Consider the following 25,388-nt stretch of genomic DNA (forward strand, 5'->3'; position numbering starts at 1 on the left):
AGTTATGTCGTTACCCTTGCTGGCTGTGAAGCCCAGAACCCTTGACCAGCGGGTGGTCAGTTATGAAGTCCCCGCCGAGGATGATCCCGTCATCTACCGCCTCACTGATGCCACCGATGCCGCAGACGTGGATGCCCTGATTTGGGCAGCCTATCGCCAGATTTTTAGTGAACACCTGATTTTGGCCTCCTACCGTCAGCCCTTCCTAGAATCCCAACTGCGCAATCGTGCCATTTCTGTTCAGGATTTTATCCGTGGCTTGGGTAAGTCCGAGGTCTATCGCGAGCAAGTGGCAGCCGTCAACTCCAATTACCGCCTCGTGGATGTCTCCTTCAAGCGCTTCCTTGGCCGCCCCACCTATGGCCAGCAGGAGCAGATTGCGTGGTCGATTATTTTAGCCACCCGTGGACTTGAGGGATTTATTGATGCCCTCGTAGACAGCGACGAGTACCAGCAAAACTTTGGTGCCGATATTGTCCCCTATCAGCGGCGGCGGCGCCGGGCGCGTCCTTTTAACCTCGTTAATCCTCGCTACAGCGACTACTGGCGCAACAAGGAAATTTCCCTCAGTGGCCGTTCTTACTACCAGGTGCGCTACTACACCGCAGGACCACTCGATAAGCAAGTTATTCGGGGTGCGATTCCTGCCAACTTCCTGTCAATGGCACGCTCCATTGTGGTGCCCACCCTTGATACTCAACGCCATGTAGCACGGGCAACCTCAAGTTTGGTGACAGTTCCTGAAACAGCCCAAGAGCGAGATCTGCCGCCCACTCCTGTCAAACCTGTGCCCGTTGCGTTGCCCTATCGTTATTTGCCCTCTCAACCAAAGGTGTAAGCCATGACGATCCCCTTGCTCAGCTATGCCCTCAGTTCCCAAAATCAGCGGGTACCGGGCTATGAAGTGCCCAATGAAGACACGCCTTGGCGCTATGCCCTTGAGGATGCAGCCGATCAGTCGGATATTGATGAACTGATTTGGGCAGCCTATCGCCAAGTGTTTAGCGAACACGTCGTCCTCAAGAGTACCCGCCAGCCCCACTTGGAGTCACAACTAGCCAATCGTGCCATTTCAGTACGGGATTTTATTCGTGGCTTGGCCAAATCGGAGACCTTCCGCCGTTTGGTGGTGGAGACCAACTCCAACTATCGCTTGGTGGAAATTGCCCTGAAGCGGCTCCTTGGGCGTGCCCCCTACAATAAACAAGAAGAACTGGCGTGGTCTATTCGCATTGCTACCGATGGTTGGCAGAAATTTGTGGACACCCTTGTGGACAGTGACGAATATACGCAAAACTTCGGTGATAACACCGTGCCCTACCAGCGGCGTCGGTATAAAGATCGTCCCTTTAACTTAGTTACCCCTCGCTATGGTGACTACTGGCGCGATAAGTTAGAGAACAGTCGCTACAAGTGGGGCGACATTCGCAATTTCTTGGAGATGGCACGCTCGGTCAAGGTGACACCTGTGCAGTTCAAGCCAGTGTCCACAGCCAATGTGCAAATCCCCGATACCACACGGCGCGATCGCCCGATTGTACCGGTGTCGATCAACCCGACGGCGACCTTTCCGCTGCGCTAGCTATTGTTTCACTCTTTGACTTGGGAGAGATCCATGGACTTACCTCTGCTTGCTTATAAGCCTACGACTCAAAACCACCGCGTCGCTAGCTTTGGCATTGCCGATCAAAACGAAGATACCCCCTATATCTATCGGCTTGAGGATGCGGCCTCCTATCCGGAAATTCGCGAGGTGATCTGGGCCTGCTATCGGCAAGTGTTTAGCGAGCATGCCACCTTGGCCTTCAACCGTCAAATCACCCTAGAATCCCAACTGGTGAATCGGGTGATTACGGTGCGCGACTTTATTCGCGGTCTGGCCAAATCGGAGCGCTTCTACAATACCGTGGTGGCGGTGAACGACAACTACCGCTTGGTGGATGTTTGCCTACGGCGGTTCTTGGGGCGCAGTGCCTACAACGAAGAGGAAAAAATTGCTTGGTCAATTAAAATCGGTACCCTAGGCTTCCATGGATTTGTGGATGCCCTCCTCGACAGTGAGGAATACACCAATGCCTTTGGGGACTTTACGGTGCCTTACCAGCGCAAGCGGATGGAGGGACGTCCCTTTAACCTCGTAACGCCGCGCTATGGCTTTGAATACCGCGATAAAGTGGGCACCACCAAGACGGATTGGCGGTTTACCTTGGAAAAATTCTATGATCGCAAGTTCCAGGAGCGGCGGCTACCGGAGGGTGACCCCCGCAAATACCGCGAATTGGCAGCCGCGATCGCGCCCAAGACGCGCTATGCCCAGCAGTTGCGTGCTGCTGACATTGACTACTTGGCCAAAGTGCCCCGCCGCCGTTAAGTCGGGCTGAAAAATGTGCTAATGGTGTGGCCGTCGGTGAATTGACTGGCGGCTTTTTTCTTTTATATTTTATACTCCGTGAATTTCTGGGAGCGCTTACACATTTCAACAGTCTAATCTTGAGTTAGTTTTTTCTGGAAGCTATGAGCGATCGCCTTCTCCCTTGGCTGGTACCTGCCATCGTCACTGTCACTGTGCTGCCCGCCAGTAGTCAAGTTACGATTCCGCTGACGGTTACCGTCAGTCCTGAGCGCGCCGTTTTGGGGGATACACTGGCCATTGTGGTTACCGCTTCCGAGCAACCCACCGTCGAGGTGGCAGGTAAAGTCCTGCCGGTGTTTCTCATCGGTCCACAGCAATGGCGGGCGTTTATGGCCACCACACCCCTCCAGACCCCCGGCCGCCGCTCATTGGTGGTTCGCTCAGGACAGGAAACCCGCAACATGCTCCTGTGGGTGGGCGATCGCTCATTTCCTGTGCAACGCATTTGGCTACCACCGGGCAAAGACACCTCAGGAACCGATTTTGAATTCGATCGCGTGGATGCTTTTAAGGCTTTGGTCACACCCACAAAACTCTGGCAAGGTGCCTTTCACCGCCCCAACAGTGGCCCTGTAACCACCCCCTACGGTGTGCGGCGATATTACAACGGCGTTTTTGCCAAGGACTACTTCCATCGCGGTTTGGACTATGCCGGCCCTAAAGGATCACCCGTGGTGGCCGCTCAGCGGGGACGTGTGGCCTTAGTGGGGCGAGAATCCCAAGGGTTTCTCATCCATGGCAACACGGTCGGCATTAACCATGGGCAAGGGGTACTGACAATTTACCTTCACCTCGATCAAATCCACGTTCAAGAAGGGCAAATGGTTGAAGCGGGGCAAGTCATTGGCACCGTAGGGGATACGGGTGCCTCCACAGGGCCGCATTTACACTGGGGACTCTACGTGAATGGTGAGTGCGTCGATCCGCGATCGTGGTTAACTCAGGGCTGGCAGTAGTTGCGCAATGAACTCGCTTCCCTGCCTAGTTTAGGGTCAAGAAATGGGAGATAATGCTACTTCAGAGGTAGCCACTTCGCTACCATTGCCGCTGATAAGATTTGGGAGTTAGCAACAATGACGATTCTTTTTCAACTGGCTCTTGCTGCCCTTGTCATCCTGTCCTTTGTGATGGTGGTGGGTGTGCCGGTGGCCTACGCCTCTCCCCAAGATTGGGATCGCTCAAAGCAGTTAATTTTCCTTGGCTCTGGGCTATGGATTGCCCTAGTGCTGGTGGTGGGCGTTCTCAACTTCTTTGTGGTTTAGTCCAACCAGCGTTGGCGATAGACTTCGTACAAGAGCACCGCTGTGGCGATCGCCACATTCAGGGATTCAACGTTTGGCTCCTGAGGAATCCGCAGTGCAGTAAAGGTCAGATTTTGGTAGGCCGGGGGTAACCCTTGGCCTTCATTTCCCATGACGAGCAAGGTAGGTTGACGAAAATCCGCTTGCCAATAGATAAGTGGTGCAGTCGGTAGTGTGACCACAATTTGCCATCCTTGGGCTTGATAGGTCTTGAGGGTTGCCAAACCATCGGTAACGGTTTGCATGGGGAGGCGAAACCACTGACCAGCACTGGCACGCAAAACTTTTGGATGGGTTATGTCTACGCAATCAGGAGTCAGCAATAGTCCCTCAACACCCACTGCGGCAGCGGTGCGGATGATTGTTCCCAGATTACCGGGATCCTGAAGTGTGACCAAACACAGGCCTAAACGCTTCAACGGCAATGTAGGCAGGGGCGTATAGTCGGCAACGGCCACCACACCATCGGGTGTTGTTGTTGTACACAGGGCAGCAAGTACCTCTTCACTGACTTCAACGGCGCGATCGCTCCTGTGCAGAATCTGTTGCCAAAAGGCTGGCGATTGCTTAGCCTGCCAAGACGCCGTGTAGCAAACCACTGCAAAGCGATAGCCGGCTGCTAGGGCTTCCTGTAGCAGGTGAGTGCCCTCTAGCAGTAATTGCCCTTGGCGATATTTGCGCTGGTGCAGCTTGCGGATCGAACGCACAAGGGAATTTTGCCGACTGGTAATGATCACGGACTGATCCAGCGATCCAGTAAATGTTCCAGATGGGGGGTCAAGAGTGCCGTTTGCGCCGCTTGGGCTTGAATTTCGGTTGCCGATTGAATGAAGGAACCGCGTACTAGTTCGTGCTGACAGTGCCGAATCAACTCCCCAAAGCTTGCGGAGGTCACTTCTAGGTGAAACTGAAGACCGACAACGCGATCGCCCCACAGGAATCCCTGCTGCAGACAGGCGGCACTTTTGGCCAAGAGAATTACGTCGGTGGGGAGGCTAAACATCTCCCCATGCCAATGCAGCACCGTCAGTTGGGATGGCCAATCTTGAAACCAAGGATGCGCTTGGGCGGCTGCTGTGAGTTCAATGGGAAACCAGCCAATTTCCTTCGTGGGTGCTGCGATCACCTCTGCTCCTAAAACCTGCGCTAAGAGCTGAGCACCAAGGCAAATCTGCTCTGTAAGACTTATACAAATCTATACAGTTACAAATCTATCCAGTCAAGTCAAATAGACTCCATTGTTTAGTTTAGATTTGCTGCTGACTTCCTGCTTCATCGAAGTCTCAAGAGCGACGCTCTCAAGGGGGATTACTTCTCCACAGGCTTCAATTCCCCCAGAGCTTGGGGTACTTAATAAACTTTAACAGATGGGGTCTCCTACCGCCGCAGGGTTTGGGTGGACACGCCCTGTCATGATGACTGCCTTGCCAATCAAAACCGCAGGCCGCCCACCGTGCAATGTGTGCAGGGGTCTCAAAGGGCACGTGCTGGAGATAGTGCAGCTACATGAATTCCCTTAGGAAGAGCTGCCGCCTTCATTCCCAAGGATACGAGCTTTATACTCGTTCACCTTTTGACCCAATTCCCGACGACCCGACTCAAAGAGAACGTAGCGATAGAGAAACCAGCAAGTGTAGCCAAAGCCCACAAGTTCGCAAGTGGGACTTAGGAGGGGAATGGCATTGACCACCTCCAGAATGGCAACCGCCAGTGCCACAAAGGGAACGGTGGCGAGAATGATGAGGAGCGTGCGCAAAGGCTGCTTGTATTCACCCAGAAACGTACTAACCTGATCGGGGAAGACCGTGAGGAGCCAATAGAGTTTTTCCCGTGCTTGTTGCCACTGCTCGTCCGTGAGACCCCCCACTTTCGGAGCTGTGGACTCTTCCCGTTCCGCTAAAGGTGCGGGCGCAGGGGTTGGTTCAAAAATAGGCTTTTCTGTATGAGTGGTTTCTGTGGTTGGGGATGTCTCAAATTCATTCATGCGCTTAATTTCCTTCACTACCTCAGCAAGTGTAAGCTAGGTTCACCGATCAGCGTTGGCTCATAGCTAATAATTGTTTAACATAGGTGGTGCTTTACCGCTAGCATCTCATATTCCCAAAAGACAACTCTACTCATTGAGTACCCAAGTATCCTTGCTCCTTCCCCTTTGAAAGGAATTCACCACCCCTGAGCCACGTTTCATCACTACCAAGATGCTCATAACTCTGCCGTACAGGCCGTCCAGAACTAGAGGGGCGCAAGTCCATTGAGCAGCCGACAATTTTATGTCTTAAAAGAACGGGTACTGGCACCACCGTAACGGGGCGCCAATGAATGAATGTTAAACCTCGCCTGTTGTACCGTTTTTGGGGCTACTTCTCCCGCTAGGAGCGATCGTTCAGGGGTCTTGCTCTAGAGGAGTGGGCAAATTGGACACCGCCACTAAATGAAACCCCATTTGACAGCGAAAGTGTTGACATCCCGCCTCGGCGGTACTCCCCAGAGGTGCCCCACAACGGAGCCGACCCTCTTGCCAGCGAGGTTGGCCTTGGCGATCGGCCAACAAGCAAGATTGACACACAGACTGTGACGGTAAAATCTGATTTTGGGTGAGGATCACAAGCATCGGACACCTCCCGCCGATCAGAGCCTTTAATAGGCAGTTAATATGTAGTCTCTATAGAACCTCATAAAAATAAAGACTCTAACCCTGATGTTTTTATCTTACCGTGAAAGCTTAGCGGATACGGTTGACTACCACTGCTAACTTTGCTACAAATTGCAACTCGCAGCCCTCTACTTAAATGGAAAGCAAAGACTGTGTGACGTTCTCTCTCGCTAACCTAAAGGAAAGGTATAGTGAAGGCTTCCAATATCGCTATCAGAGTTTCCTGCTTTACAGACTGGGCAACCCCTAGAGACATCGTGAGTTCCAAGGCGTATCAAGGTGCGGTTGAGGATCACTCTCGCTGAGTTTTGGTCTCGAGAAAGGCTCTGCGATCACCGATAAAACTTCGGGTGAGAGACTTCTTCTCCTTGAGCGGTCACCAAGAAGCTGTTCAACCCCAAGTCAATCCCAGTGGCGCTTTTGATATTTGATTGATTCTTTGGAACAGGCGCAGGCACGGTCTTGTCTTCTAGGGTGAGGCACACAGACCAACTATCCGCGGTCTGAACAACACTACAGGTTTTTGGCGTCACTCCGTTTGGTAAAAGACGGTGCAAAATGATTGGCATCTCGCCTATCTTGCTCAGCTTGATGGTTTGTCCCGTATTTCTTAAACTTGGGTCTGCCGCCGCGCCTGCTAGCAGCACTAGGAAACAACCAACGCTTCCATGCGTTTTCTAGCCGCAGTAAGCTCTGTTGTTGCACCTCGTGATAAATCAGCTTGTACTCAGGAAATCACTCTTGCGTCTGTTTCAGTTGTGCCGCTTGAGAATAGGGGGTAGGACAGTCAGGAATCTCACCACTTGGCTGCGAGACCAAAGAGCATCGATCAATCCAGCATCGAGTCCGATGTAACCGATCCAGTCTTTGTTCCAAGCAGTCGTTCCAGTGCCCCCGTAGCAGCTCTAGCCACTGTAGCAGTAGGGCTGCATGGTGGTTGTTCAGTTGGATGTGGTACTCATAGGTTAGAATCATGCTGTCGATTATAGACTTGAGTCTCAAGGACAGAACTGCAATTCCCCGTACTCCTAAGCAAGGCTATAGTGGCAGTACCCTTGCAGCATTTATGATAGATACTCTAAGACTAATGAAATTCTCGTCGCCCCTTGAGCTGTAATCCATGTTTGACGCCCTTGCCGAACGCCTTGAATCTGCTTGGAAAACCCTACGGGGTCAAGACAAAATCACCGAAAATAATATCCAAGAAGCTCTCAGGGAAGTGCGCCGCGCCCTATTGGAGGCCGATGTCAACCTCCAAGTGGCCAAAGAGTTTATTGAAAATGTGCGTCAGCGGGCGATCGGCGCTGAGGTGATTGCTGGGGTTCGCCCCGATCAGCAATTTATCAAAATTGTTTACGATGCCCTTGTCGAAGTGATGGGGGAATCCTACAGCCCCCTTGCTCACGTGGAGCCACCACCGACGATTATTCTCATGGCGGGTTTACAGGGCACTGGGAAGACCACCGCCACCGCCAAGCTCGCCCTGCACCTGCGCAAAGAAGGCCGCAGCAGCCTCTTGGTGGCCACCGATGTCTATCGTCCCGCTGCTATTGACCAGTTGATTACCCTCGGTAAACAAATTGACGTGCCCGTGTTTGAGATGGGTACAGAGGTTAGCCCCGTAGAAATTGCTTGCCAAGGGGTGGCTCAAGCCAAGGAACTCGGTGTGGATACGGTAATTATTGACACGGCGGGGCGCCTACAAATTGATGCCGAGATGATGGCGGAACTGGCGGCCATTAAGGAAGCGGTACAACCCCACGAAACCCTCTTGGTGGTGGATGCGATGACTGGGCAAGAGGCCGCGAATCTCACCCGTGCTTTCCATGAGCAGGTGGGGATTACAGGCGCCATTCTCACCAAGCTCGATGGCGATACACGCGGCGGTGCGGCTCTTTCGGTGCGTCGAGTCTCCGGGCAGCCGATTAAGTTCATCGGTGTCGGGGAAAAAGTCGAGGCGCTCCAGCCTTTCTATCCCGATCGCTTGGCCTCGCGCATCTTAGGGATGGGGGATGTCCTCACCCTTGTGGAAAAAGCCCAAGAGGAAGTGGACTTGGCCGATGCCGAAAAAATGTCCCGCAAAATTCTCGAAGCTCAGTTTGACTTTGATGACTTCCTCAAGCAACTGCGCCTACTCAAAAACATGGGTTCCTTGGCGGGAATTATGAAGCTCATCCCCGGCATGAATAAAATTTCAACGGAGCAACTCCAGCAGGGGGAAGTGCAACTGAAGCGGGCGGAAGCCATGATTAACTCCATGACCCGCGAAGAACGCCGCAACCCTGAACTACTCGCTAGCTCCCCCAGTCGCCGGGAACGGGTTGCCAAAGGTTCGGGTTATTCGGTAGCTGATGTTACAAAATTGGTTAGTGACTTCCAGCGCATGCGATCGCTGATGCAGCAGATGGGACAAGGGGGCTTTCCGGGAATGGGCATGCCGGGCATGAACCCAATAGGCCGAGGGGGACGTGCTCAGGCCCCCAAAAAGCCAAAAAAACAAAAGAAACGCAAGGGTTTCGGCGTGCTCTAAGGGGAAAGGTTTTCTCGCTGAGCGAACTTTCTCAATGGATTGGTTAAGGACTTTTGCAAGCAGCAGACGATTTTTTGTATTAACTTAAATGAAAAACCTAAAGTGCACTGTTACCCTTTACAACCATGATTTTAACCTCCTGTCTTCCCCCCAGCCTTGAGCAAATTGTGCAGCGCTTTGAACAAATCCAAGATGCCCGCCGCCGCTATGAATATTTGCTCTCTTTTGCCAAAAAAGTACCGCTTCTGTCCCCTCAAGAGTGTACACCCGAAAATCGTGTGCCGGGCTGTGTTTCCGAAGTGCACCTTGTGGCTCAGCTCACCCCCGAGGGAAAGGTTGTCTTCCGGGGTAGCTCTGATGCCCAAATTCCCAAGGGGCTGTTGGGGCTGCTAATTAGCGGTCTGAATGAGCTGACACCGGCAGAAATTTTGCAGCTTTCTCCTGACTTCATTAAACGCACCGGGCTGGATGTGAGCTTAACCCCCTCACGGAGCAATGGATTCTACAATATGTTTCGCTTTCTGCAAACCCAAGTGGCCTCACTTCAGATAGCGGGGCTTCGCCCTTAGCAGGACATTGGTTCCTCGCAGAGAAGGCGGTTTCTCAACCCCCATTTACAAAGGGCGATACACACGATAGTTGATGTGGGGAAAGATATTGTCAATGGCTTCCACTTTTTCCAACCAACCGGCATCAATTTTTTGAGCCTTGATGTCCTCGTAGAGCTTGTGGAAGCGCATCAGGTGACTACGGGTGCGGCGAACGGCATAGGGCACCATTGTGCCTGTGCGCATGATAAAGGCCCAGTCCGAAGATTGAGCAAGGAGCAATTCCCGTGCCGCTTGGTTGAGGGCACGCCAACTCAGTTCATCCCACGGCTCTCCCTTGGCCAGTTCAATCATCCGTTCGGCAGCCTTATGGAGGTGAGGGTAAATCCAAGCATTGGTGTCGTTGAGCCAGTATTCATGGAAGCCCTTATAGCCCCAACTGGACTGGGAAGGACGGCACACCTGTTGGGTGGGATGGGCACGCAGATAGTCCGCCAAGTGGGTCATGGCAAAAGTGTCTTGGTCAAACCAAACTTTGCGGAAGAGAAAGTCAAGGAACCAAGGCCCTTCATACCACCAGTGGCCATAGAGTTCAGCATCGTAGGGAGAGACGACAATGGGCGGACGCTGCATCAGGTGGTGCAGATAGCGAATTTGGTTTTCGCGGTTAAACATGAAATTGGCAGCGTGTTCGGCAGCTTTTTCCCGTGCCCAATAGGGGTCATAGAGTTGCTTATCCCCTAAACCAAGACCCCGCCCGGTAATTTTGTGGTATTTAATTCCAGTATTCTTGCGTTGGCCATTGGGCATGATGTAGGGCTTGATGTATTCGTACTCCGCTTCCCAACCCAAGTCCTTGTAGAATTCACGGTATTCAGGTGCCCCCGGATAGCCCACCTCCGATGACCACACCTGCTGGGAGGATTCGTGATCGCGACCAAAGGCAGCTACCCCGGTTTCAGTAAAGATGGGCGCATAGGTGCCAAAGCGAGGGCGGGGACGGGCATAGAGAATACCATGGCCATCGGTAATGAAATAGCGCAAACCAGCATCGGCAAGCATTCGCTCTAAGCCTTCGTAATAGGCACATTCCGGTAGCCAGATGCCCTTGGGCGGACGACCAAAGGTTTGCTCATAGTGCTCACAGGCCACCTGGAGTTGTGCCCACACCGCTTGGGGATACATTTTCATCAGGGGCAGGTAGCCGTGGGTGGCGCCACAGGTAATGATTTCGAGGTTATTGGTGTCTTGAAACTGCTTAAAGGCCTTGACAAGGTCGCGATCGTAGTTTTCCCATGTTTGCCGCACGCGGTTGAATTCTTGAGCATAATGCTCGGCAAGGTAGCGGATGTGGCCATTGTAGGTATTGCGCTCTACCTCTAGCTCGGCCAGTTCCTCTAGTTTTGCCAAGTGCTGATCGTAGCGTTCCTGCAACAGTGGATCCCGCAGCATTGAAATTAGTGGCGGCGTCATACTCATTGTGATTTTGAAGTCCACGCCGTCACGTTTTAATCCCTCAAACATCCAGATGAGGGGCACATAGGTTTCGGTAATCGCCTCAAAGAGCCACTCTTCTTCTAAAACGTAGTCGCTCTCGGGATGGCGGACAAAGGGGAGGTGAGCATGCAAAACCAGCGCTAAATAACCAATTGCCATAGGAAGTTTGCCTGTTTATGTATTCGGGACAACGGCAGGGGATCAATAAGATGAGTTGAGTTTCCCTCATCTTAGGCGAAATAGCTAAATCTGCAACGTTAAATTTTTATCTTTTCTTCAGATTTATCATTTGAGGCGCTATCCTGCCACAGGTAGGGCATATCGCTGCCAGCCAATGCCTTGAAACTTGAGTTCCTGAGGTGGGTGGAGAATTTCCACGAGGATTTCAAGGGTTTGCAGCAGTAATCTATAAGTTATTCAAAATTATACATATTTTACTTTATCATGTATAATAATCGTTGTGAGTAAACTATCCATCTCTCACGCCCTTCATAAGGTCACCAGTTACTTGGCCAAGAACCACGGCAGGGTGATCATCGAAGACCTGACTGTATCGGGGATGCTGAAAAACCATAGATTAGTGAGCGCTTTGGAGAGTGGCCAGTTCCAAATCATAAATCCCCAAGGCTGATCGCAAAAGGTCTTGAACCGCCCGTTCAATTGCCAAACTGGACTGCTTTGCATCCAAGCGCGCTCGTGTACAAACGGGCAGTGCCTTCACTTCTGGCGGATAGTCACATTCATGGCTACGCCCCACCAGAAACGGCAGAAGAAGATGCAACAATTTCCGTTTCACTGGATAGGAGCAAAATAAGGCGAATTGAGTCTGCAATGCCAGGAGCCAGAATCGAACTGGCGACACGAGGATTTTCAGTCCTCTGCTCTACCAACTGAGCTATCCCGGCTTGAAAGTGCTTTATGATTTTAGCAATCGTCTAGGTGCTATGACAAGTCTCTCGGAAAATCAATTGTTGAACGCGTGATTGATGGAGGGCTGTTGACTGAGGCATGGGCAGAGAGACAGGGCTTCAAAACTACGGTAATCTTATAGAGAAACTAGAGTATTACTGGCAGTGCTATGGGCATCACCATTGAAAATGTTTCTAAGTCCTTTGGCTCGTTTCAAGCGGTCAAGCAGGTGGATTTGGATATTGCCAGTGGCTCTTTGGTGGCACTGTTGGGGCCTTCGGGTTCGGGTAAATCAACCTTACTGCGACTGATTGCCGGTCTAGAGGTGCCCGACACTGGCCGCATTCTGCTCACAGGCAAGGACGCTACCTATCAAAGTGTTCAAGAGCGTAATATCGGTTTTGTCTTTCAGCACTATGCTCTTTTTAAGCACATGACGGTGCGCCAAAATATCGCCTTTGGCTTAGAGCTGCGCAAGGTACCCCGTGCCAAGATTAAAGCCCGCGTGGAGGAATTACTCGAGTTAGTGCAGCTATCCGGCTTGGGCGATCGCTACCCTTCTCAGCTCTCCGGGGGACAACGCCAACGGGTGGCTCTTGCCCGTGCCCTTGCGGTCGAACCCAAGGTGCTGTTGCTGGATGAACCCTTTGGTGCCCTCGATGCCAAGGTACGCAAGGAACTGCGCGCATGGCTGCGGCATCTGCACGATGATGTCCATGTCACCACCGTCTTCGTCACCCACGACCAAGAGGAAGCCATGGAAGTCGCGGATCAGATTGTGGTCATGAACAAGGGTCAAGTGGAGCAGGTGGGCACGCCTGCTGAAATTTACGACCACCCCGCCAGTCCCTTTGTGATGAGCTTTATTGGCCCTGTGAACGTCCTGCGCTCCCGTGTCTTTCAAGAAACCGAGGGCACCCCCCCTCACTGCGATATTTTTCTGCGTCCGCGCGACATCATTATTGAAACCACTCCCAATGAGAATACTGTCTCAGCCCGGATTCACCGCATCATTCACCTAGGCTGGGAAATTCAGGTGGAGCTGCGTCTAGACGACGGACAGGAATTGATGGCTCACCTCTCGCGGGAACGATTTGACGAGCTGCACCTTGAACCCCAGCAGCAGGTGTTTATTAAGCCCCGAGAGGCAAAGTCCTTCCCCCTCTACTACAGCATTTAGCACGAAAAAAAATCAGTTCATCCCTTGAACAAACCAAGCCAAACTTGCTATGCTAACAAAGCGACGTAATGGGGTGTCGCCAAGCGGTAAGGCAGCGGGTTTTGGTCCCGCCATTCGGGGGTTCGAATCCTCCCGCCCCAGTTCAATCCTGAAAATTAATGGCTCATTCTCCACCTTCACTGCTAGCCTTAGATTTTGATGGCGTCCTCTGTAATGGCCTGCGGGAGTATTTTCAAACCAGTTGGCGGGTGTATCGGCAGATATGGCCTGAGCAGTCTCTGACCCTCTCCTTAGAGGAGATGGAGTGGAAATTTGGTCAACTTCGGCCTGTCATTACGGTGGGGTGGGAGATGCCCCTTCTGTTGCGGGCAATCCTTGAAGGCACACCTTCTCAAGAGATTCTCCAGGACTGGCCAAAGGTGCGCGATCGCCTGCTTGTTGCCTACCATCTCAGCGCCACTGACCTAGGAGAGCGGGTAGATAGTTCGCGCGATCGCTGGATTCAAACAGACTGGCAAAGCTGGCTGGCGCTCCATGACTTTTATGACGGTGTTGTAGCGGCTTTGCAGCGCTGGCAAGCCCAAGGCCAACCCCTTGCCATTGTCACCACCAAAGAGCAACGCTTTGTTGCCTATTTGCTAGAGCAAGCAGACCTTTTCTTTCCCCCAGAGGCCATCTATGGCAAAGAGCAACAGCAGCCAAAGACCAACATCCTTAAAGCCCTCCAGTCAACCTATGGTGCCCCCCTGTGGTTTGTTGAGGATCGCCTCGGAGCGCTTTTACAAGTTGCAGCTACCCCAGAGTTAGAGGCAACAGAACTCTTTTTAGCCACTTGGGGCTATACCACCGCCGGCGATCGCGCCCAAGCCGAGGCACATCCGCGTATCCATCTCCTCAGCCTAGAAGAATTTTGCCAATTTCCTCACTGGCTTTCTCCCTAACCCCTTGTCTTTCAAAGGGGTTTTCTCTATACTGAAAAAGCTGCGAAACAGCGCGGGTCGCTAGCTCAGCGGTAGAGCACTCGGCTTTTAACCGATTGGTCTTGGGTTCGAATCCCAGGCGACCCATCTAGGTTAACTATCGAGTAAGCGGCGCAACTCTGCCATGTCGTCATCAATGGATTTGGCTTGAGACGATGAGCTGGTGCGTGGAGCGTCCTGCACCTCGGGGGTAGAGACGTTGATATTGATATTCAACTGACTGCTGCCACCGGAGGTTTGGGGCAACGTGCCAGCCGAGGGAGCATCGGGCAATAGACCCATCTGCCGCTTCATTTCCAGCAGTTCAAATTCCACATCTTGCCGGCTAGCGCTGCTTTGGAGCGCTTGGAATTTACTTTCGAGAGTATCGCCACTGAGTTCAGCGATCGCTTGAGAGCGGGCTTCCATTTGCAAGACCTTATCTTCCATGCGTTCAAACGCCGCCATCGCATTGGAAGTACCCACCTTGCTGACAGCCTGATGAATTTGTTCGGAAGCCTTGGCGGCACGGGCACGTGCCTTGAGCATCTCCTTCTTCGTTTTCGCCTCAGAAATTTTGCTTTCCAGCGCCGTCAGGTTGTCCTTGAGCGTTTTCACCTGCACTGTCATTTGATCCACTTGGGCTTTGAGGGCAGCAGCGGTATCTTCAGCGGTTTTCTTGCGGTTCAATGCCTCCAATGCGAGAGCTTCATCCCCTTTACTGAGGGCAAGGCGCGCCCGCCCTTCCCACTGCTGAGCATCTTTAAGATTTTGCGCGTACTGCTGTTCGAGTCGTTTTTGGGCAGCAATGGCCTGAGCAACCGCTTGGCGTAACTTGACCAAGTCGGCATTCATATCAATAATCGTTTGCTCAAGAATTTTTTCTGGATCTTCAGCAGCACTCACAAGGGCATTAAGGTTAGAGCGAATCACCATGCCCACGCGATCGAGTAAACCCATGTTTTGCCTCGTCAATAACTCGTTGACTCTACTCTAGCGCATGCGTTTCACATGCCCATAATGCAGTAGCCCGAATCCACGTAAAGAATCTGACCAGTGATCCCACTGGCAAGATCGCTGGCAAGAAAAGCTGCCGTGTTACCCACTTCTGTTTGGGTCACCGTGCGCCGTAGCGGAGCCGTAGCTTCTACATGGTGGATCATATCGAGAATGCCTCCTACTGCCGAAGAGGCGAGGGTGCGAATTGGGCCGGCGGAGATGCCATTGACTCGGATATTCTGTGGCCCCAGTTCTGCCGCTAGGTAGCGCACATTCATTTCTAGGGCTGCTTTGGCAATGCCCATCACATTGTAGTTTGGCACAACCCGCACGCCCCCCAAGTAAGTGAGGGTGATGATGGAACCACCATTGTTCATCAGGGGTTTGGCCGCACGACTGAGAGAAATGAGGGAGTAGGCACTAATGTCAAGAGCCAAATTAAAGCCTTCAAGGGAGACGGCTGAGAAGTCACCGCTGAGATCCTCTTTTTGGGCAAAAGCCAAACAGTGAATCAAAATATCCAAGCCACCCCAAGTGGATTGAATCGCCGCAAAGACCTCCTCAATTTGTTGGGGTTGCTGGACATCCAAAGGCAGAAACAGCTTGGGGTCAAGGGGAGCAGTGAGTTCCTCAACCTTTTGCTTGATCTTTCCCCGCTCGTCGGGAAGATACGTCACTGCCAGCTCGGCACCTGCTGCATGGAGTTGTTGGGCAATGCCCCAGGCAATGGAGCGATTATTGGCAATGCCCGTCACAAGGGCGCGTTTTCCCGATAGGTCTAGGAGCATAGGAGCAGACAATGTGAATAATCTAACCCCCTGATCGTACCAGAGGGGCTGCTGCCTTTAGCGCCAGCGCAGGACTTGCGTTTTTAGGGGGTTGACAAATTCGCGTCCCTCTTGGGTAGCCTTTTCATACTCCCGCTTGATTTGGTAATACCACTTGGCCTGATAATCTGCTTCTTTAATGAGCGTTAAGGTGGGCTTGTACTTTAGCCCTTCACTTTGCTTGGCAATAATCCGCAAGTCTTGGTTGAGAAATTCCCGTGCCAAGGGAGCCAGCAATGGCTTGAGGGGGGCAAGCCACGGAAATGTCCAGTAGTAGGTGGCCGTGAGTTCTGTTTCGTGGTCATTGATGGGAGTCAGGGTAATCAGAAAACAAAAGGTGTGGCGATCGCTATAATTAGTCTCGATGCGAATCCCCGGCAGCCGATAGATAATTTCCACCTCCGGATGACCACCCAAAATATGGTGCGCCCAAGATTTGCGCAACAGGGGATGGCGGCGCATTGTAAAGCCATAGGGCGATGGATCAAAGGTTTTTGCCTTCTCAAAGAGCTTACCCCGCTTGCGCCACCACCACGCCCCATGGACAAAGGGCGCATGGGAGGGATCCATAAAGTTGATAAAGACTTGGTCAAGATGTCCCGGAAAGATGAATTTCTGCACCGCTTGGGGTTGAGTCTCGGCACTAAATCCGGGCACCAAGGGCACCTCTATACTCGGTTCACTGCTGTCACGCTCCTTTGCAGGAAAAAATATCCACAGATTCCCCTGTACCTCACGCACTGGATAGCTAAAGACGCCAAAGTGTTTCAAATCCACATCACTGTCACTGGTCAGGGAGGGAATTAAGGTGCAGTGGCCATGGGCATTAAAGCGCCAACCATGATAGGGACACTCCACTTCCTCCCCATCAAAGCGACCATAGTGCAGGGGAATGCCACGGTGCGGGCAAAGATTGCGCAGGGCAAAAGGTTTACCCGAAGTGGTACGACAAAATAGGATGGGTTCCCCTAGGAGTACTTTGGCTTGACACTGACCCGGCTTGAGATCAGCGGCGGGCAGGCCATAGTACCAGATGTTGCGCAGGAAGTTGCTGCCCTCATGGAGAGAGAAGGGGGTGCTGCTAGACCTCATCGAAGACCTCCGAAAGACACCTGCGTTGGAGCATGGCGGGGGAGTTGAGTTAGCGCTTCCCCCATCCTATTAAACCTACATTGCAGCTGTCCTCAAGTCTGACACATACCGCAGCAAGATTCCCTTCTGACCAATGATGAACCCTTGATCGGGACTAAAAAAGAGAATTTTATAAAAGTTGGAGGGGACTTTTTTCACGTCCACATCCTGCTGCCACGTTTGACCCCCATCTTGGCTGCACAGCAGTACCCCGGCACCCCCCGCCAGCCATACTTCATTGGGTGTGCGATAGGCAAGATCAAGAAAGCCGACACTATTACGACGCAGAGGGCTGAGCAGTTCTCCCCAGTTCTGCGAATTGTCTGGATCAGAGAAAGCAATTTTACCGCCATTGACAATCATCCAGAGGCGACCATCGGGGGTAAAGCCCATATTGTGGACACGACGGGAGGTGGTGCGATTGTGAGGTTCCCATGCCGTTTGTCCTGGTTCCCAAGTGGAATAAAAACTCCCCCGCGAAGAGACGGCCACATACTCACCCGAGGCAGAACGGTTGAGGTTGCGCATGACACCAATGGCTTCTTGGACTAATGCTTGCCAGTTTTTGCCACTATCTTTGGTACGGTAAATCGCACCGACATCGGTCATCATTTCCGCAGCGCCGTTGCCCAACGCTTTAATGAAGCGGGGTGAGCCAGGGAGTTTGGGATTGAGAGGAATTTGACTCCAAGACTGGCCGCCGTCAGTCGTGTGGAGCATAATTGGTGGGTCACCGACAATCCAGCCTTCGTTGCCTTGAAAGCTAATGCTGTTGAAGCGATAGTCCGGATTATCTAAAACCAAGGTACGCGGCTCCCAAGTTTGGCCAGCGTCGCGCGTTTCCATGAGTGTAGCATTAGCACCCACCAACCAACCATGATTGCGGTCAATAAAACTCATATCGAGAATCGTTGAGGTTGTTGGCAGTTGGATCGCTTCCCAAGGGTTATAGTCCAAGGCCGGAATGGCAAGGGCAGAGGCACTGAGGTTCACCCAGAGGACAACGGTCACTAGTAGCCAATGTAGGAACTTAATTCCTTTCATTTTTTGCCAATGAATGTCAATTTGTTTAGCGAACATTATAGAAACTCAGTAGAAAAAGAACGGCAAGAGCAAGACCACCAAAAATGAGGATATTCTTTTGGCTGGGGGTAAGGCGATTCACACCGAAGCCATAGTTCAGATTTTCCTTGAAGCCTGAGGGGGATCCCACAGGCCCTATGTTGCTAAATTGCTTTTTCGGGGCACTGCACACTGGACACCGCCAGTTCACAGGCAGATCAGCAAAGGCTGTCCCCGGCGGAATCGAGCGATTCTCGTCTCCCTTGGCGGGTTCATAAATGTAGCCGCAGGCACGGCACTCAAACCGATCCAAGGGGGCAACATCGGTGGTTTCGGTGGTCATACCTCAGAAATTTTTAAGATTTGCGACATACATCTTAATGTTACGGGATTTAGGGGCGTTTCTTGTGACAACGATAGGGGAGTTTTCAGGACAATACTACGAGAGTCTAAGGCATGTAACGAAAGATCAGACCGCTGTAACATAAATATAAAGAAAAGATTAGGAAAGTCCCCCTTTCCAGCAAAGTGACGCCATGATAGAGGTATTCAATTGAGGTCAGCCCATATAGACCTTAACCTTAAATCTCCTTTAATATTCCGTAGAATGCTGGCTTCCATATAAGCTAAGGGAGGCTGGCATTTTACTATTGGGGGTAAAATAGGGGCTTGTGTTTTCTACTGCTCGCCTGTGACTCCCACGTTGTGTTGGCACTATCCACCCCTACAGAAAGGAATTCTCTGTCGTCGCTATCAGCGATTTTTTGCGGAGATTGAGTTAACTTCTGGCGATCGCATTACAGCCCACTGTCCCAATACAGGGCCAATGACAGGGATTTGCCAAGTGGGTGCGCCCGTACAGGTCTCCTACCATGCTGACCCCAAGCGCAAGCTGGCCTATACGTGGGAGATGATTTTTGTGGATGGCACTTGGGTAGGGGTGAATACGAGTTTGCCCAATCGGGTGATTGCTTCAGCATTGGCAGCAGGAATCTTACCGGAACTGGCTGGCTACGGCACTCAGCAGCGAGAGGTCGCCTATGGTCAAGAGCGCAGTCGTATTGATTTTTACCTGACAGATCATCCCCAACAGCCCCCTGCCTATGTCGAGGTAAAAAACACCACTTGGGCGCAAGGGGGCTTAGCCCTGTTTCCTGATGCGGTGACCACCCGAGGCCAAAAGCATCTACGGGAACTGCAATGGCTACGGCAAACCCGGCCAGATATTCGTGTGTGTATGCTCTACTTCATTAATCGCGGCGATTGCGATCGCTTTGCGCCGGGGGACAGTGCTGATCCCACCTATGGACAACTCTTACGCACTGCCTACCACCAAGGGGTGGAAATTTTGCCCTACCGCTTTGCCGTTGAGCCGACAGGGATTCAGTTTTTAGGCACAGCTCAGTTAGTCCTCTAGGACACCTGACTAAGTTCGATCAGATTGCCATCGGGATCGGCCACAAAGATCGCTGCCCGTCCTGAAGCACTGCGTTGAAAGGGAATTTGGGCTGTAGTTAGGCGTTGCTCAAGGCTGGCCAAATCGCTTACCCCAAGGGCAAAGTGGGGGTTATGCCCCCACCGCTCATCTTGGTGGGTATCTACCACCTTCTCGGCTTGGATCAGATGAATTTGCACCGTACCGATTTGATACCAGCGGCCGGGAAAGTTCAGGGGGCGATCAACGGGGGTAAGACTCAACAACCCCTCATAGAAGGCAGCAGCTCGCTCCAAATCCGTGACGTTAATGGCAACGTGCAGAAAGACCATCAAGAATTAGGGGGCTGAGTGACCCCTAGGCGAATTTCTGAGCAAAAGGAGGCCATGCTAAAGCCACCAAAACGCTTGAGAATACTGGTGCGCAGGCGTAGGTTAGGGCTGGCAAACCAGAGCCGCTCTTCGGAATACATGGTTTCGTATTCGGTAATTAATGTCAGGGCACCATCGCTGCCCATGCTAAAGCGACCCGCTACCGGTGCTTTTTCGGCATACCCCATTTCCCGCAGCAGTTTGCCTTCCATCCGCGATCCCTGATCCATGATCGGCACTAGTACGGTTGAGCCTTCGTGCTTTTCGCTATCCCATTCCATCGTGCCATCCCAACTGACCCGTGCACCACACACTGCCCAAGCGGGATCCATGTCGTATTGCTGACATAGGGCAATGACTGCAGGATCGTCCACGGACAGTAATTCAATGGTCAACTGAGACTTGCCTGACTCAGTTTGCTTAAAGGCCAAATGATGACTGGTACGTTGCGAAAACCAGCGGCCAGCGCTTTGGGCGAAAAAGTCGCGGATGTCCATACCTATGCACACTGCTAATGGGGAGAAGAAGCATATTTTTAGTCTTTTCTTAGGGTACACCGTCCCTCGGATTCCTTCCAAACGATTCTAGTACGCGATCGCCCTAGCTCAGTTGCACGTTCCAGAGGCGTGAGGTTTCGAGGCGATCCAACCATGTTTCGTAGAAGGCTCGATTGGCGGCTTGCTCTTGGGGGTCGGTGGTGGTCCAAGGATAGGGAGCAAGGGCAGTGATTGCAGCCGTAGTGACGCAAAACATTGATTTTTGGAAGGTTTGGCAGATTTTGACCCGCAGATCGTCTTCGCCTCGGCCTTGGCGGCGGTAGAACTCCAGTAGATAGGGAGGAAGATAGTGGCGCATATCCTGCATTAGCAGGGTGGGGGGAATGCCGGCCGCACCCGTGGGAATTGGATCGGCAAAGAGAGCACCATAGCCAAACGCCGCTTGATCGCGGGAAATTTGTTGGGCCTGGGCATTGAAGGAAATGAGGCCAAAGAAGGGCGTGCCCCGCACAAACACCGCTTCGACGTAGGGAATGGCGGTGTCGGGTAAAAAGGTCAGGCCGGCGCTCGCAGGGAGAATCTCGTAGGTTTGGCCGCGAATCTTGACGCTGTAAGTAATGGGGCGATGGGCATCCCTAATCAGACCGGCGCGAATGTGATCCACCACATCGGGAATGCTGTGGATCTCGCCTGCATCGTAGCGATCGCTCAAAGTGAGAAAGATGGGATACATCACCGTCCAAAACTGCCCTAGGCCACTGTAGTAGCAAAGCATCCGCACCATTTCCAGCAAAAACTCTGGAAAAAGCCGGTTCACCAGTTGCATGAGGGGATTGCCCCGCAGTTTAGCGGCGATCGCCTTGCCCGCCAATTGGCGAAATTCTGCCGAGTCCAAGAAAGCATCGAGACCGCCACCCCCATGCCACATCATGGCACGCATACAGTATTCAGCGTATTCGTAGTTGATGCGGTCGTGCCACCAGTGGCGCAGTAGCTTGGGAAGGGTAATCTCGCCGTTGAAGTATTTGAAAAAGGGAAAGAGAACAAGAAACTGCCGCTCACTAATGTCGCAGAGATTTTCGGCATAGGCCTTGAGCACTACCCCATAGCTTTTGAGGATACCTACCACTTCCATGACATGGGTTGGCGTATCCGGTAACAGGGCTTGACCGTGGAGCAAACGCTCTAGGATAGCGGTACGCAGGTCTTGATGTAAGGAGGTTGGAGCAGCAGTAATCAGGGTCATGGTGCGGGCAGCGTAGCAACGGCAGTCGTGAGAAGGCTGACAGTGGTTTGGCTCCAGTGAATCAGCCAGTTGGGAATAATCCCTAAGATCAAGATTAGCGTGGCTAATAGGAGGCTCGGCAGGCGATCGCCCCAAGCAACAGGGGGCAACTGACTCAATTCGGGGGGCAGCTGGCCAAAAAAGACGCGGTTGACCAGCAAGAGAAAATACACCGACGTTAGGCCTGTGCCCACCATACACAGGAGGGTTTGGACGGGATAGGTAAGAAAACTACTGCGAAAAATTAGGAACTCGGCCACAAAGCCCACCATACCGGGGATGCCACCGCTGGCCATGACACCGACAATCATCAAGCTGCCAATCAGGGGCAAGCCCCGCTCAGGGTTGAGCAATCCCCGCAGTACTTCAATATTGCGACTGCCGGTTTTTTCATAGACCACCCCCACCAGCAAAAAGAGAAGGGCGGAAATTAACCCATGGCTGATCATTTGGGCAATGGCTGCCAGAATACTCAACGGCGTAGCGGTGGCCGTAGCCAAGAGCACAAACCCCATGTGCCCAATGGAACTGTAGGCCACCATTTTTTTCATATCGGTTTGGGCGATCGCCATCAGCGAACCGTAGAGAACACTCACCACTGCCCACGTGGCCAACAGAGGCGCCAAAACCTGCCATGCCTGCGGGAATAACTGCACCCCAAAACGCACCAGCCCATAGGTTCCCAGTTTCAGGAGTACCCCCGCCAAAAGAACGGAAATCGGCGTCGAGGCCTCAACGTGGGCATCCGGTAGCCAAGTATGAAAGGGCACTAGGGGAATCTTGATGCCAAACCCTACCAAAATCAGCCCCAAGAGGATCACTTGGGAACCCAAGGGCAGCAGGGTTGATAACCGGGGGTCAAAGTCAAAGGAAGGGGCATGGGCTAACCATACCAGTCCGAGGAAGCCGGCTAGGAGCAGCACCCCAGAAAGTGCCGTGTAAATCAAAAACTTGGTGGCTGCATAACTGCGCCGTGCCCCACCCCAAATAGCAATTAAGAGGTAAAGGGGAATCAACTCCAATTCGTAAAAGAGGAAAAAGAGCAGCAAATTGTCGGCCAAAAAGGCGCCACTCACGCCCGCATTTAACAGCAAAACCAGTGGGTAATACAAGCGAGGGCGGGGCAGAGGATCAGAAGTGGCCAACAACGCCATCAGGGTCAGGAAATTATTCAAGACCAACAGCGGCAGCGAGAGGCCATCCACACTCAGGCGATAGCTCAAGCCCAATGGCTCTAGCCACGGAATCACCTCTGTCAATTGCGGCGCTGCATTACTCGGATCAAACAGGCGGGCGATCGCAAGACTGACCACAAGGGCGATCGCCATCACCACGGCGGCTAAACTGCGGTAGGTGCGACCCAAACTCGCGGCGGGCAACAGGCTCAAGCCAACGGCACCCAGTAAGGGCACCCAGAGGAGAAAACTCAACAGCGGCATTACAGAACCAGCCACGCGATCGCCCCCCCGAGAATCGCCACACCGATAAACACCAGCAGCAAATAGGCTTGGGATTGACCGCTGGCACTGTACTTCAGCAACTCACCGCCGACAAGGGAAGCTACACCCGTGGCATTCACCATTCGATCCACAATGTGGCGATCCACCCAAGCGCTCAACTGCGAGAGCGATCGCACCGACCAAACGACGGTGTAACGGTACAGCTCCTCGATGTATAAATCATACGCCAGCAGATCTTGGACAAAGCGCAGAGGCACCTTGATAGAGCGCGTCCAGCTGCGCTTGAGGGTCACAAAGCCACCTAAAAGAATCCCTGCACCCCCAGACACCACCAAGAGCGCTACCATCCCCCAGTCAATCGTTGTCGGCAGCAACCGCACCCGCTGCAAGATAAAGGGCACCAGCACATTCAAAATAGTCAAGGTCACCATCGGCACTGCCAGAGGCCAAGGCACCTCAGGAGCACGGCGGGTTTTGGGTTGAGGAGGGCCTAGGAAGACCAAGCGAAAGACACGGGTCAGGTTGACAGCGGTCAGCACATTGACCACCAAAATCAAACCCACCAGCCAAGGCATCGTCTGCCAGTAGTAGTCAATGCCGCGATAGAACGACCAAAAGGCACCCAAGGGGAAGCAGCCGATCAAGGATAAGCCCCCGATAACAAAGGCCAAGCTCGTGGCCGGCATCCGTCCTCCTAGTCCACCCAATTCCGTCAAATCTTGACAGTTGGTGGTCATAATCACATTCCCAATACTCATAAACAGCAGTGCCTTGGCGATCGCGTGGGTCAGCAATACAAACAGGGCAAAATCCGTCCAATTCGTACCCACACCAATAAACACCAGTCCCAGATACGCACTGGTCGAGTGAGACAGTGCTCGCTTAATGTCAATTTGGGCAATAGAGACAAGGGATTCACTGATAGCTGTCACTGCCCCAATGAGGATCAACACTACATTCGCCCCCGGACAAGCCACCAAAATCGGTTGCAGCTTAATCAGGATATAGGCTCCCGCTGCCACCACCACCGAGTTGCGCATGATGGAGGCAGGGTTTGGCCCTTCCATCGCTTCATCGAGCCAGAGGTGCAAAGGCACTTGAGCACATTTCCCCGTCGGCCCGGCAATTAAGGCCAAGCCCAGCAAAAAGCCCCAACCCTGCGGAAGGTTGACCTGCTCTGCCCACTCATAGAGATCGGGAAAGTCGTAACTCCCCGCCAAGCTGCCGACCGCCACCACCCCCATCAGCAGCAGAATATCCCCCACTCGCTTTGTAAGAAACGCATCCCGCGCCGCTTTGACTACCAGCGGCTGAGCATACCAAAAGCCCACGAGCAAATACGTCGAGAGCGTCAGCATCTCCAAGAGGCCATAGCTGAGCAGGAGCGAGTTACTGATGGCAATGCCACTGAGAGCCGCTTCAAAAAAGCCCATCAAGGCAAAAAAACGCGCCATGCCCCAATCCTTTTCAAGGTAACCTAGGGCAAAAATCTGTGCCAAGATACTCAGACCCGTCACCAATTCCATGGCGCCAGTGGTGACGCTATTCACCAGAATGGAAAAGGACAGGTCTAAACCCGGCGCTTGCAGCCAATGCCAAACAATTGTTGTGGTGGCGCCACTGCGCGTTTGTTGCAATAAGAAGAAGCCATGAATAAAGGCAGCAAAAGTCATGAATAGGTTAAAGTAGGCCGCAGGGCGAGGACCGGTGCGCCGCACAAAGCCGGTGGCCCAAGGCAATGTCAGGGCTGCACCCACCAACCCATAACAGGGCACCCACCAACTGGTTTCCAGCAGTGACTGTGGCATGGCAAAAATGAACCTTGGCGCTTGAGGACGTTTGCGATAATGCTCTTGTTGTGTATTTTACAGGCTGGCGCTCCGCAGCAGTTTTGAGCTAAATTAATCATGGGAAAAGAGTTTAGTCTGGGAAACATACGCCAAGGGGAGCGATCGCTCCTCTGAAAAAGTGTCCTGATGGTGGCATTTCCCTAGTCTGAGCACGCCAGCCCAAACTATTAACCCTATTAGACCTATTAGACAACGAGGACTTGACCAGTCTTTTTGAGCTAGAGCTGTACACTGAATTCCGATGTCAGCAAATCACTATACATCAAGAATGCCGATCAGCGCTAGAGAACATTCAAAAGTCTTCGCCAGCCTGAGGCATGTCTTGGAACATCAGATCTAGCAATAACTATAGATACTGTGCTAACCTACCAACTTATAGCCACTTTGTACTCTTCCGGGGATAAGGCGTAATGCAACCAAGTCTTAGTATTGTTACAGCAACCTACAATGCCGAAATCCATCTTCCTAACTTGATTGATTC

27 protein-coding genes and 3 tRNA genes are annotated in these 25,388 nt (G+C 52.5%); 12 read left to right on the forward strand and 18 right to left on the reverse strand.

What is annotated here, in order from left to right; translation table 11 throughout:
* Positions 1–4 precede the first annotated feature (4 nt).
* The 5 genes from ACK4IR_RS06520 to psbZ all read left to right on the forward strand — a co-directional run bounded on the left by ACK4IR_RS06520 (position 5) and on the right by psbZ (position 3,675).
* Complete coding sequence (locus ACK4IR_RS06520; RefSeq protein WP_409873522.1) at positions 5–838, forward strand: phycobilisome rod-core linker polypeptide; 834 nt, start codon at positions 5–7, stop codon at positions 836–838.
* Between the two features lie 3 nt (positions 839–841).
* Positions 842–1,582: a phycobilisome rod-core linker polypeptide gene (locus tag ACK4IR_RS06525; RefSeq protein ID WP_409873524.1), complete on the forward strand. Its 741-nt coding sequence runs from the start codon at positions 842–844 to the stop codon at positions 1,580–1,582.
* Positions 1,583–1,615: 33 nt separating this feature from the next.
* Entirely contained in the window at positions 1,616–2,371 is a 756-nt protein-coding gene (locus tag ACK4IR_RS06530; RefSeq protein ID WP_409873525.1) for a phycobilisome rod-core linker polypeptide, read from the forward strand.
* Positions 2,372–2,514: 143 nt separating this feature from the next.
* Positions 2,515–3,369, forward strand: coding sequence for a M23 family metallopeptidase (locus ACK4IR_RS06535; protein ID WP_409873527.1), 855 nt, complete (start codon positions 2,515–2,517; stop codon positions 3,367–3,369).
* Positions 3,370–3,486: 117 nt separating this feature from the next.
* On the forward strand, positions 3,487–3,675 hold the full coding sequence (gene psbZ, locus ACK4IR_RS06540) for a photosystem II reaction center protein PsbZ (protein ID WP_181496775.1): 189 nt from the start codon (positions 3,487–3,489) through the stop codon (positions 3,673–3,675).
* Here psbZ and ACK4IR_RS06545 read toward each other — a convergent pair.
* From ACK4IR_RS06545 to ACK4IR_RS06565, 5 genes are all read right to left on the reverse strand, one after another.
* Complete coding sequence (locus ACK4IR_RS06545) at positions 3,672–4,448, reverse strand: TrmH family RNA methyltransferase (protein ID WP_409873561.1); 777 nt, start codon at positions 4,446–4,448, stop codon at positions 3,672–3,674. The genes psbZ and ACK4IR_RS06545 overlap by 4 nt on opposite strands.
* Complete coding sequence (locus tag ACK4IR_RS06550; RefSeq protein WP_409873563.1) at positions 4,448–4,909, reverse strand: type 1 glutamine amidotransferase; 462 nt, start codon at positions 4,907–4,909, stop codon at positions 4,448–4,450. Before ACK4IR_RS06550 ends, ACK4IR_RS06545 begins: the two co-directional genes overlap by 1 nt.
* 321 nt (positions 4,910–5,230) lie before the next feature.
* Complete coding sequence (locus tag ACK4IR_RS06555; RefSeq protein ID WP_409873528.1) at positions 5,231–5,698, reverse strand: CAAD domain-containing protein; 468 nt, start codon at positions 5,696–5,698, stop codon at positions 5,231–5,233.
* A 399-nt stretch (positions 5,699–6,097) separates the two neighbouring features.
* Positions 6,098–6,325, reverse strand: coding sequence for a hypothetical protein (locus ACK4IR_RS06560; RefSeq protein ID WP_409873529.1), 228 nt, complete (start codon positions 6,323–6,325; stop codon positions 6,098–6,100).
* Positions 6,326–7,102: 777 nt separating this feature from the next.
* Complete coding sequence (locus tag ACK4IR_RS06565) at positions 7,103–7,342, reverse strand: helix-turn-helix domain-containing protein (protein WP_409873531.1); 240 nt, start codon at positions 7,340–7,342, stop codon at positions 7,103–7,105.
* Positions 7,343–7,487: 145 nt separating this feature from the next.
* Here ACK4IR_RS06565 and ffh point away from each other — a divergent pair, with 145 nt between their 5' ends.
* Both ffh and ACK4IR_RS06575 read left to right on the forward strand, forming a co-directional pair.
* Positions 7,488–8,897, forward strand: a complete 1,410-nt coding sequence (gene ffh / locus ACK4IR_RS06570) for a signal recognition particle protein (protein ID WP_409873532.1) — start codon at positions 7,488–7,490, stop codon at positions 8,895–8,897.
* A 125-nt stretch (positions 8,898–9,022) separates the two neighbouring features.
* Positions 9,023–9,466, forward strand: coding sequence for a SufE family protein (locus ACK4IR_RS06575; RefSeq protein WP_409873534.1), 444 nt, complete (start codon positions 9,023–9,025; stop codon positions 9,464–9,466).
* A 45-nt stretch (positions 9,467–9,511) separates the two neighbouring features.
* Here ACK4IR_RS06575 and ACK4IR_RS06580 read toward each other — a convergent pair whose 3' ends face one another.
* The 3 genes from ACK4IR_RS06580 to ACK4IR_RS06590 all read right to left on the reverse strand — a co-directional run bounded on the left by ACK4IR_RS06580 (position 9,512) and on the right by ACK4IR_RS06590 (position 11,847).
* Positions 9,512–11,101, reverse strand: coding sequence for a glycoside hydrolase family 57 protein (locus ACK4IR_RS06580; RefSeq protein WP_409873536.1), 1,590 nt, complete (start codon positions 11,099–11,101; stop codon positions 9,512–9,514).
* 418 nt (positions 11,102–11,519) lie between these two features.
* Complete coding sequence (locus ACK4IR_RS06585; protein ID WP_409873537.1) at positions 11,520–11,726, reverse strand: hypothetical protein; 207 nt, start codon at positions 11,724–11,726, stop codon at positions 11,520–11,522.
* Positions 11,727–11,774: 48 nt separating this feature from the next.
* A tRNA-Phe gene (locus ACK4IR_RS06590) sits at positions 11,775–11,847 on the reverse strand.
* A 173-nt stretch (positions 11,848–12,020) separates the two neighbouring features.
* On the opposite strand from ACK4IR_RS06590, the gene ACK4IR_RS06595 reads away from it, so the two are divergent.
* The 4 genes from ACK4IR_RS06595 (at position 12,021) to ACK4IR_RS06610 (ending at position 14,098) form a co-directional block, all read left to right on the forward strand.
* On the forward strand, positions 12,021–13,031 hold the full coding sequence (locus ACK4IR_RS06595; protein WP_409873538.1) for a sulfate/molybdate ABC transporter ATP-binding protein: 1,011 nt from the start codon (positions 12,021–12,023) through the stop codon (positions 13,029–13,031).
* A gap of 69 nt (positions 13,032–13,100) precedes the next feature.
* Positions 13,101–13,172: transfer RNA gene (locus tag ACK4IR_RS06600), tRNA-Gln, on the forward strand.
* A 17-nt stretch (positions 13,173–13,189) separates the two neighbouring features.
* The gene (locus tag ACK4IR_RS06605) at positions 13,190–13,972 is read left to right on the forward strand and encodes an HAD family hydrolase (protein WP_409873540.1); all 783 of its coding nucleotides are present in this window, start codon (positions 13,190–13,192) and stop codon (positions 13,970–13,972) included.
* A 54-nt stretch (positions 13,973–14,026) separates the two neighbouring features.
* Positions 14,027–14,098, forward strand: a tRNA-Lys gene (locus tag ACK4IR_RS06610).
* A gap of 6 nt (positions 14,099–14,104) precedes the next feature.
* Here ACK4IR_RS06610 and ACK4IR_RS06615 read toward each other — a convergent pair.
* The 5 genes from ACK4IR_RS06615 to ACK4IR_RS06635 all read right to left on the reverse strand — a co-directional run bounded on the left by ACK4IR_RS06615 (position 14,105) and on the right by ACK4IR_RS06635 (position 18,352).
* Positions 14,105–14,950: a PspA/IM30 family protein gene (locus tag ACK4IR_RS06615; protein WP_409873542.1), complete on the reverse strand. Its 846-nt coding sequence runs from the start codon at positions 14,948–14,950 to the stop codon at positions 14,105–14,107.
* A 47-nt stretch (positions 14,951–14,997) separates the two neighbouring features.
* Positions 14,998–15,777: an enoyl-ACP reductase FabI gene (gene fabI / locus ACK4IR_RS06620; RefSeq protein WP_409873565.1), complete on the reverse strand. Its 780-nt coding sequence runs from the start codon at positions 15,775–15,777 to the stop codon at positions 14,998–15,000.
* Positions 15,778–15,834: 57 nt separating this feature from the next.
* Positions 15,835–16,908 (reverse strand): Rieske 2Fe-2S domain-containing protein, encoded by a 1,074-nt coding sequence (locus ACK4IR_RS06625; RefSeq protein WP_409873544.1) that lies wholly within the window; start codon positions 16,906–16,908, stop codon positions 15,835–15,837.
* Between the two features lie 75 nt (positions 16,909–16,983).
* Complete coding sequence (locus ACK4IR_RS06630; protein ID WP_409873546.1) at positions 16,984–18,027, reverse strand: photosynthesis system II assembly factor Ycf48; 1,044 nt, start codon at positions 18,025–18,027, stop codon at positions 16,984–16,986.
* On the reverse strand, positions 18,017–18,352 hold the full coding sequence (locus tag ACK4IR_RS06635; RefSeq protein ID WP_409873548.1) for a rubredoxin: 336 nt from the start codon (positions 18,350–18,352) through the stop codon (positions 18,017–18,019). Before ACK4IR_RS06635 ends, ACK4IR_RS06630 begins: the two co-directional genes overlap by 11 nt.
* 348 nt (positions 18,353–18,700) lie before the next feature.
* On the opposite strand from ACK4IR_RS06635, the gene sfsA reads away from it, so the two are divergent.
* Positions 18,701–19,426, forward strand: coding sequence for a DNA/RNA nuclease SfsA (sfsA, locus tag ACK4IR_RS06640; RefSeq protein WP_409873550.1), 726 nt, complete (start codon positions 18,701–18,703; stop codon positions 19,424–19,426).
* Here sfsA and ACK4IR_RS06645 read toward each other — a convergent pair.
* The 5 genes from ACK4IR_RS06645 to ACK4IR_RS06665 all read right to left on the reverse strand — a co-directional run bounded on the left by ACK4IR_RS06645 (position 19,423) and on the right by ACK4IR_RS06665 (position 24,865).
* Complete coding sequence (locus ACK4IR_RS06645) at positions 19,423–19,776, reverse strand: VOC family protein (RefSeq protein ID WP_409873552.1); 354 nt, start codon at positions 19,774–19,776, stop codon at positions 19,423–19,425. The two genes, sfsA and ACK4IR_RS06645, sit on opposite strands and share 4 nt — an antisense overlap.
* Complete coding sequence (locus ACK4IR_RS06650) at positions 19,776–20,312, reverse strand: phycobiliprotein lyase (RefSeq protein ID WP_409873553.1); 537 nt, start codon at positions 20,310–20,312, stop codon at positions 19,776–19,778. The genes ACK4IR_RS06645 and ACK4IR_RS06650 overlap by 1 nt, the downstream gene beginning before the upstream one ends.
* Before the next feature lie 103 nt (positions 20,313–20,415).
* Positions 20,416–21,558: a CO2 hydration protein gene (locus ACK4IR_RS06655; RefSeq protein ID WP_409873555.1), complete on the reverse strand. Its 1,143-nt coding sequence runs from the start codon at positions 21,556–21,558 to the stop codon at positions 20,416–20,418.
* The gene (locus ACK4IR_RS06660) at positions 21,555–23,030 is read right to left on the reverse strand and encodes an NADH-quinone oxidoreductase subunit M (protein WP_409873567.1); all 1,476 of its coding nucleotides are present in this window, start codon (positions 23,028–23,030) and stop codon (positions 21,555–21,557) included. The genes ACK4IR_RS06655 and ACK4IR_RS06660 overlap by 4 nt, the downstream gene beginning before the upstream one ends.
* 5 nt (positions 23,031–23,035) lie before the next feature.
* The gene (locus tag ACK4IR_RS06665) at positions 23,036–24,865 is read right to left on the reverse strand and encodes an NAD(P)H-quinone oxidoreductase subunit F (protein WP_409873556.1); all 1,830 of its coding nucleotides are present in this window, start codon (positions 24,863–24,865) and stop codon (positions 23,036–23,038) included.
* Positions 24,866–25,388 lie beyond the last annotated feature (523 nt).

It is taken from the genome of Thermosynechococcus sp. (genome assembly GCF_046299635.1).
In the GTDB taxonomy this organism is placed as follows: domain Bacteria; phylum Cyanobacteriota; class Cyanobacteriia; order Thermosynechococcales; family Thermosynechococcaceae; genus Thermosynechococcus.